This window comes from Chitinibacter bivalviorum (assembly GCF_013403565.1).
Lineage (GTDB): Bacteria > Pseudomonadota > Gammaproteobacteria > Burkholderiales > Chitinibacteraceae > Chitinibacter > Chitinibacter bivalviorum.
This window is the reverse complement of sequence record NZ_CP058629.1, coordinates 23,077-30,683: the sequence shown is the minus strand read 5'-3', so window position 1 is coordinate 30,683 and position 7,607 is coordinate 23,077. Positions and strand designations below refer to the sequence as shown.

The 7,607-nt window shown below is 59.4% G+C and carries 9 protein-coding genes; 5 read left to right on the top strand and 4 right to left on the bottom strand.

The window, feature by feature from the left end; translation table 11 throughout:
- Positions 1 to 2 precede the first annotated feature (2 nt).
- Positions 3 to 566, bottom strand: coding sequence for a hypothetical protein (locus HQ393_RS17335; protein WP_179358561.1), 564 nt, complete (start codon positions 564 to 566; stop codon positions 3 to 5).
- 196 nt (positions 567 to 762) lie between these two features.
- On the opposite strand from HQ393_RS17335, the gene HQ393_RS17330 reads away from it, so the two are divergent.
- The 5 genes from HQ393_RS17330 to HQ393_RS17310 all read left to right on the top strand — a co-directional run bounded on the left by HQ393_RS17330 (position 763) and on the right by HQ393_RS17310 (position 4,199).
- The gene (locus HQ393_RS17330) at positions 763 to 1,389 is read left to right on the top strand and encodes a nucleotide-binding protein (RefSeq protein ID WP_013124616.1); all 627 of its coding nucleotides are present in this window, start codon (positions 763 to 765) and stop codon (positions 1,387 to 1,389) included.
- Positions 1,386 to 1,709 carry a hypothetical protein gene (locus tag HQ393_RS17325; protein WP_049285569.1) on the top strand — a complete coding sequence of 108 codons (324 nt, stop codon included), beginning with the start codon at positions 1,386 to 1,388 and terminating at the stop codon, positions 1,707 to 1,709. Before HQ393_RS17330 ends, HQ393_RS17325 begins: the two co-directional genes overlap by 4 nt.
- Before the next feature lie 147 nt (positions 1,710 to 1,856).
- Positions 1,857 to 2,168 (top strand): ParC family partition-associated protein, encoded by a 312-nt coding sequence (gene parC, locus HQ393_RS17320; RefSeq protein WP_013124618.1) that lies wholly within the window; start codon positions 1,857 to 1,859, stop codon positions 2,166 to 2,168.
- A 247-nt stretch (positions 2,169 to 2,415) separates the two neighbouring features.
- Positions 2,416 to 3,636 (top strand): replication initiation protein, encoded by a 1,221-nt coding sequence (locus tag HQ393_RS17315; RefSeq protein ID WP_034372894.1) that lies wholly within the window; start codon positions 2,416 to 2,418, stop codon positions 3,634 to 3,636.
- A 209-nt stretch (positions 3,637 to 3,845) separates the two neighbouring features.
- Positions 3,846 to 4,199: a hypothetical protein gene (locus tag HQ393_RS17310; RefSeq protein ID WP_034372897.1), complete on the top strand. Its 354-nt coding sequence runs from the start codon at positions 3,846 to 3,848 to the stop codon at positions 4,197 to 4,199.
- A gap of 913 nt (positions 4,200 to 5,112) precedes the next feature.
- On the opposite strand, the gene HQ393_RS17305 is transcribed toward HQ393_RS17310, so the two are convergent.
- From HQ393_RS17305 to aph(3'')-Ib, 3 genes are all read right to left on the bottom strand, one after another.
- Positions 5,113 to 5,478, bottom strand: coding sequence for a zinc ribbon domain-containing protein (locus HQ393_RS17305; protein ID WP_179358560.1), 366 nt, complete (start codon positions 5,476 to 5,478; stop codon positions 5,113 to 5,115).
- A 201-nt stretch (positions 5,479 to 5,679) separates the two neighbouring features.
- Positions 5,680 to 6,516: an aminoglycoside O-phosphotransferase APH(6)-Id gene (locus HQ393_RS17300; RefSeq protein ID WP_000480968.1), complete on the bottom strand. Its 837-nt coding sequence runs from the start codon at positions 6,514 to 6,516 to the stop codon at positions 5,680 to 5,682.
- A complete protein-coding gene (gene aph(3'')-Ib, locus HQ393_RS17295; protein ID WP_001082319.1) occupies positions 6,516 to 7,319 on the bottom strand; it encodes an aminoglycoside O-phosphotransferase APH(3'')-Ib in 804 nt (267 codons plus the stop codon). The genes HQ393_RS17300 and aph(3'')-Ib overlap by 1 nt, the downstream gene beginning before the upstream one ends.
- Between the last annotated feature and the right edge of the window lie 288 nt (positions 7,320 to 7,607).

The following is a 7,607-nucleotide window of genomic DNA, read 5'->3' as shown; positions in this document are numbered from 1 at the left end:
GGTCAGCCTCCGTCGTTGGTCTGTGCTTTCTTTCGCTCGTGCTCGTCGAGCAGCCGTTGGTAGGACTCGTAGGCGGGCGTGCCGGGCGGCGCAAAGTTGGGCAGCAGTGGCAAGTCGCTCTCTTCTTCCTTTTCCGGGCGGCCGCGCACCGGCTCAGGCATTAGACCCAGCTCGATCAGCATCCGCGCGAGCGCTCGAAACTCCTTGCGGATAGCGACGGCGTTGTCCGGCGTGGTGGTTGCATAGCCCTTGGCCAAGCCCATGCGTGCCACCCGTGCGCTTTCAGCGAGCGTGTCCAGCTCAAACTGGGCAGCCGCTGCCAACTCCTCTTCGTCCTCTTTGACTCGCCATTCCTTCCACTCTTCGACTTCGGCCGGGGTGAGGATGGCCCGCACATCAGCAGGCAGCTCGCGCGCTTCACGGTCGAACGTGGCCATCACGCGCTGCACGTTCTTCCCCTCCGGGAAATCCGGCGTTACCTCGCGGACGCGCCGCAGGCACTGGACGCGGTAGCCCTTCCTGTAAGAGCCGTCTTTGTTGCGGTGTCGAATGACCTTGAACTGCATCGGTGCGTTCTCTTCTACTTGTTGTTGCGTACAACTAAAACTATACGCGATGGCGCGAAAGTCTGCTACCATTCGCTTGTGGTCGGTAGGTATATATATACTTACCGAGTCCCAGCGCCGGGGAGGAACCCGGCAGGTCGATGGTCAGCCGCTTTGCTGCTGCGTCGGTATGTATATATATCTATAGGAGCACCCCATGATCTTCGCGTGTGTGAACACCAAGGGCGGCGTCGGCAAGACCACGACCGCTGTGCATTTGGCAGTGATGCTGGCCCGGCAGGGCAAGACCCTCCTGATCGACGGCGACCCGCAGGCCTCGGCCGCGAGCTGGGCTGCTTGGCGTCGTGAGACGCAATACGACCCGTCGCCCACCACCACCTGCCTCGCTGGTAAGGCGATCTTGGCCGAAGGCAAGCAGTTGGCCAGCGGCTTCGAGCATGTCGTCGTTGATGCCGGTGGCCGTGATTCGGTTGGTCTGCGCTCCGCGCTGCTGCTGGCCCAGCGTGCCGTGATCCCGATTGGCGCGAGCAATCTGGACGCTGCCGCCATGACCGACTTGCTGGAAGTGGTCGAGCTGGCCCGCGACTACAACCCCGAGCTGGATGTGCGCGTGCTGCTGACCCGTGTCGATCCGCGCACCAAGGATGCGGCCGAAATGCTGGAATTCTTGGCCGAGCAGAAGCTGACCGTGCTGCCGACCAAGGTGTGCGAGCGGGTGGCTTTCCGCCGCGCCATCGGCGAAGGCGCGAGCGTTCAGGAGCTGGGCCGCGATCAAGCCGCCATTGCCGAGATGGAAGCCTTCTTCAAGGAGGTGATGGCATGAGCATGAAGGGCAAGCCCAACACGGCGCAGTTCAAGCCGCCCAAAGACCCGACCGCCTTCCTTGAAGGCGGGGAGGCGGACAAGGCCGAAAAGCCGCTGGTGGCACCTGCGGCCGTGACCACGCCACCGGCCGCCACGCCGCCCGCTGCCGAGGAAACGCAGCGCTACGGCCGCGCACGGGTGCAAAAAATCTTCAACTTCCCCGAGGAACTGGCTGATCGCCTGCGCCGCGAAGCGCTCAAGCGCTCAGAAGAGAAGGGCACGCGCGTCACCGAGAAAGACCTCGTGGTCGAGGCGCTCGAAGCCTTCCTCAAGCGCTGATAGGTATGTATATACCTATCTATGTATATATATAACGATTTCCAGTATGGACTATAGTCCATACAAATGAAGACACCAACACCATGCAGCGACAGGCGCAACGAAACATGATATTGTTGCGATTGGGCGCGGAATAAGGTATAAACGATGCTGACGACAACTGCTAGTGTGGTCGCGCCGAAGGTTTTGAAGGAACTCATCGCCGCTGGGTCGGTTTCCGCCGCCCGAGTGGAACCCGGTGATAAGGGCCTCTTGATCGTGGTGCGGGCCGGAATGAATGAGCGAGTGCTGGGTGCTGCCCGTGGCGGCCTTCGGTACTTCCAGAGTCTCGATGGAGCTGCAAGCGTTTTGCAGTCCTACGGGATCATGAAGTTTGATGTGAACACGGAGCACTGGGTGCCCAAGACGATGGTGCGAGGCTACAAGCAAGCACCGGCGTCTGTGGATGCCGACGAGTGACCGTCATGGCAAAGGAGAGAGCTGACCAGACAGCACAAAACTGGAGAGTCAGAAACGACAAAGCCCGCTTTGGCGAGCGGGCCTTGACAGATAAACCGGGCAGGGTGCCCAGACAAATACAGCGTTCGCTTTGGCGGGTGAACTCTGTACCAGTGCAATAAAGCGACTGAAAGTGCTTCCATTGTACGAGTCTTAGCCCCTGCACGCAAGCGTGCGCACGCCCCTACGGGACGTGTGATGAGGGGTTATGGCAGGTACAACGGCACAGACACGAGACAACCAGACCGCAGATCGCTTTTTCCAGTCGGGCACCGCGCTCAATCGCGTGCTCACGGAAGCGCCCTATCTGCCGCGTTGCTCTGACGACAAGACGGCCACCCGCGTCCGGCCGCGCGAATACGCCATTCGCTACCCCTACATGCAGGTCAATCGGCCCGGCTTTGTGAGCTGGCTGATCTTCGACCTCGACCACACCAAGGCGATGATCTGGGAGGACGCTGGGCTTCCTGCTCCCAATCTGATCGTCCGCAACCGCCAAAGCGGCCACAGCCACCTCTACTACGCGATTCCCCCGGTCTGCACGACCGAGGCCGCCCGCAGCAAGCCCATCGCGTACATGAAGGCCGTCTACGAGGCCTTCGCTGCCCGGCTCGATGCCGACACCGACTTCCACAGCGGCCCCGTGGCCAAGACGCCCGGCCATCCTTGGTGGCTGACGCACGAGCTGCACGCCCACGTCTACGAGCTGGGGGAGTTGGCCGACTACGTGGACTTGGCTGTGTCCAGCCCGTGGGGGAAGGGGCCGCAGTTCGACGAGGTGAGCCATTCCCGGCACTGCATCCTCTTCGAGCACCTGCGCCACTACGCCTATTCCATCGTGAACCGTGAGCGCGAGCGCGGCTCTTTTGCCACCTTCACGCGGCTGCTCGAAGCCTATGCGCACAACCGCAACAGCTTCCAGAAGCTGGGCTTCATGGACAACCTGGCCCAGTCCTCACTCAAGGCCACGGTGAAGTCGGTCGCCCGCTGGACGTGGGATCGCTACACCGGCTGCGGCCGGTGCCACCGGGGCGTGATGCAGCTCGACAAGGACTTGCCGCTGATCGAGCGGCAGCGCCTCGCCGCCGCCCGCACCCACGACGTGCGCCACAAGGCCACCGAGTCCAAGGTGCGCGCCGCGTGCCGCCTGCTGCAACAGAAGGGCGAAGCCCTCACGCAAGCCGCTATCGGCCGCGTGGCGGGCCTCACAAGGCAGACGGTGGCCACCTACAAGCATGTGCTCGAAGAAGTGCTCAAGCCCGTCGCCGTGGCGATTTTGGGGGGCGCTTCGGGCAAGGCCGAGGATGTTAAACATGGTGCACATCAGGTAACTGCCGCCCCGCAGGGGGCCGGGGTTCCGGGTGCTGCTTCGGTGTCCCTTGAGCTGTTTCCTGCTGGGCCGGGTGTCGTGCCTGTGCTGGATGGCTGAGATGGAGCTGGTTTTGGTTTTGAGTAGCCCCAGCGTTTTTCAAACGCGAGTAGCCGCAAGTGGGTTGTGGGTAAGTCCGCAGGACTTATCCATCATCCCGCGCGCAGGGCGAAGCCCGGAGGGTGTTTCGCCGCGCGTCAGCGCGGCCCCCCTGTCACTTTTCGGCGTGGCGGCCGTGTCGGTTGAATGGAGTTCGGAGGATGTAGCGTATGGCTCGACGGTCTTTTGACGATGAAACGCTCGCATGGGTGCGAGAGATGCCGCTGTCGCAGGTGCTCGACAAGCTGCGCGATGATGGTCAGTTGTTCTGGCGTCGCGATCCTGACTTCGTGCCGGAGAAGGACAAGCGGACGGTGCGGCTGTTTTTGTCGTCGCCCTCGGGCTTTGCTTGGGAAGTTCTGGTGACGGGCCTCAAGTGGTTTGACGTGCGCGCAGGGAAGGGTGGAGGTGGCGGCATCGACCTCGTGATGCACCTGTTGGGCATCGACTTCGTGAAGGCCGTCAAGCTGCTTTCGTCCGGTGCCGGTGTGGCTGGCCAGCGTCGTCCAGTTCGGCCGCAGTGAAATTCGGGCGGCTCGCTGCTGCGCATCGACCGGGCTCTCGTGCTTCGCATCGAGCCTCGTGCCGAGTCTCGACCCCTGCGGGCTTCGATCTTCCCTCCCTGTCGGTCGGCCTGCCGCTTTCGCCGTCCCGGCGACCGAAACCCCTTCGGTTTCGGCTTCCCGCGTGGGGTCTTGCCCCACACGTCGCGGGGGAATGTGGGCGGGCTTTGCCCTTGACATCCCCCTCTGACGTGAGGCTCTGGTCGTTCCAGCCGCATCAAGGGTGCGCTGCGCCGTGATCCTCACCCGTTCGGTGCTCGGGCTGCGCCCTGTGCTCCGCGTGCGGCTTCCGGTCACGCCCTTGACCCGGCTTCCACTTGAAAACCGTATGTATATAGGTAGGTATATATATACACAAATCGAGCGAATCAAGCGGCTTGTGTGGCGCTGGGGAAGTCGTGACGCAAGGATGGTGGCTTGTTCATCACCGGAGATCGACTCCCATGCAAACTACCAGGGGTCGATTCAGAAAACGGAATTTAAAGCACGCTAAGGAATGCTCGATCCAGCAACGGCGCGGCTTTGCGTGTGGCGTCTGCCGCTGGAAGCGGCGTTTCGGCTGTTCTCGAAACTCGGCAGTCTCGGCGGCTCGATTCGAGAGCGGTTTTCGAGAACGGGACGGACAAGGCCAGCACTGGCGCGGCCCGCATTCTCACGGTGGCTTCTTGAAAATGATCGTTTGCGAGAGCGGTGGCCATGCCAATGGCTTAACGTACTTTATTTTCCGTTTTCTGAGACGTCCCCGAATACCACGACCTCATGAGCCAGCCGCCAATGCAAGAACCAGATTTGTTCGACCCGCAGGACTGGACGCCGGACTGAGCCGCACCTGGTGAACTACTCGCTGCTAAAGCGGTCGAGCTTCCAAACTAACCTAAGCGGCCAGCTTTTCTTTTTTGACGCTTCGTTGAGCACTGCTGGTTGAGCTTTTGGCTCGGCCAGTCTTACGATTGCCTCCACGTCCACTATCCGACTGAGTTCGCAGAACCCCATCGCCAGATAACACCGTTCCAGTGTCCAAAATTAAGTTAATTGCCCGCTTCTTGATAACCAGTGATGCATTGTGATCTGCATTGTCAGTATTTCCACAATTACCGCAAACAAACAGGGCTTGTGTTTTGCGATTGTCGGGATGAGTGTGACCGCATTTTGCGCACTCCTGACTGGTTGTTGGTGCGGGTATTTTAAATACCGCTTTGCTGGATGAATAAGCCTTGTAGTAGGTGTAAGTCTCGATCACATGCCAGCCCACATTAAGAATAGACTTATTCAGTCCTGCTTTCTGCTTGGCTTTATTTGATATGAATCGACCTTGTTCATCCTGTTTTGCTTTCGGGGGTCGTTTGCGGGAGAGGGCGAAATCCTACGCTAAGGCTTTGGCCAACGATATTCTCCGGTAAGATTGATGTGTTCCGAGGGGATAGGAGAAGTCGCTTGATATCTAGTATGACGTCTGTCGCACCTGCTTGATCGCGGCCGCGATAGCTAGATCGCGTTGCTCCTCTTCTCCATCCGCGTTCCAAGCTGCGGAAAGGCACCCATAAGCGTACGCCTGGTCGAGCAGGCGACGCGGATCGACGTCCAGCGCACGAGAGAATGCGTCCGCCATCTGTGCAATGCGTCTGGGATCGAGACAAAGGTCGTCTCTGTCAGCCGGATCGTAGAACATATTGGCGGCGCCAAAGCCCACTTCACCGACCAGACCGACGGGATCTATCACCAGCCAGCCGCGACTGGAGAACATGATGTTTTCATGATGCAGATCGCCATGTAGCCCACGCAGTTCCGAGGCATTGCTCATCATTTGATCGGCTATAATCGCCGCGTGGACGTAGTCAGTTTGACAACCTGCGTTTTGATCATCGCGCGCCCGCTGAAACAAAGCTGCAAAGCGATCCCGGATCGGGAGAAGGGCAGAAGGCAGGGGTTCCTCAGATGCGGCATACAGCTTCGCCATTAGTTCCGCTGCAATTTCGGTCGCCTGGTAGTCGCCGTGCTCGGCAACGATGTGAGAGAGCATTCGCTCCCCGGCATATTCGAGCAACATCAGATTGTTCTCACGACCGAGCAACCGGACTGCTCCCCTCCCATTGCGCCATACCAGATAGTCGGCCCCGCGCAGTTCATCAGCAATGTCTTCTATAGGTTTCAATCCCTTGACGATTGCAGGAGTCCCGTCTGGCAATGAAACTTTCCAAACGAGGCTGGAAAAGGTGTCCGCAATGAGAACAGGTTGCGAAACGTGCCAATGAGCAGGAAAAACAGGCGGCATGAACATCAACCCCAAGTCAGAGGGTCCAATCGCAGATAGAAGGCAAGGCGTTCGCGGTCGGGGGCTTCGATCCCCAATACATTGAATAGGACAGCGAAGGCGCGCTCTGCTTCATCTGGCGCTGCCCAGTTCTCTTCGGCGTTAGCAATCATGAGTGCCAAATCGGCATAGCGATCTGCTGTTCCGAGCCGCCCAAGGTCGATCAGACCCGTGCATTGAAGAGTTTTAGGGTCCACCATGAAGTTCGGCATGCAGGGATCACCATGGCAAACAACCATATCGGTGCGCTCTTGGTCGAGCCGCACCGGTAGCTCTCGTTCGACACGAGCCAAAAGATCGAGCTGCGGCGTACTCTTGTCCTCGTCCGGTAAGAAGTCGGGATTGACGGCATTGCGGGACACCACATCAACGGCGCGTCCGAACATTCGCGACAGCCTGCGCTCAAACGGACATTGATCAACCGATAGGCTGTGAACAGCGCCAAGTTGCTGCCCCATTGACGGCCACGCTTTGAGCAAATCCGCTCCAGACAGATCAGCCGCCGGTACTCCCGGAATTGCCGTTATCACCAAGCATGCACCCTCCTGTTCCTCCTGCCAGTTGATCACCTCGGGGCAAGCCACACCTCGACCTTTGAGCCAAATGAGGCGGTCACGCTCTCCAGCGAGCTCACCGCGGCGGGAAGCAGGTGCGATTTTCGCGAAGGCATGCCCGTCACCACGTCGAAAAACAAAATCACCAGATTCTCCGCCTCTGACAGGCAACCAGTCAGAATGCGATTCACCAAAAAAAATATTAGTTCGATTCAATGGAGGTTCCTTCAGTTTTCTGATGAAGCGCGGAGGTGGCTCAACCTGCCGCCGCAACGCCTGAGAGCGCCTTCCGTCACGCGCAGCTCGCACTCATATCGCGCAGACTCAGGAGTCTGACCCGGTGTGCCTGTTCGATGGCGTAGCTCCCTGCTGCTCTTTGGGCAATAGGTAGTACCGTTGGCCCGGCGTTCGATAGTACCGTCCGGATACTGCCAGATATCGGCGTCCAGGGAGATGTCCTGAAGCGCGGTGTCCGGAATTTCAGGTTTGTGTCTCTACAAAGAC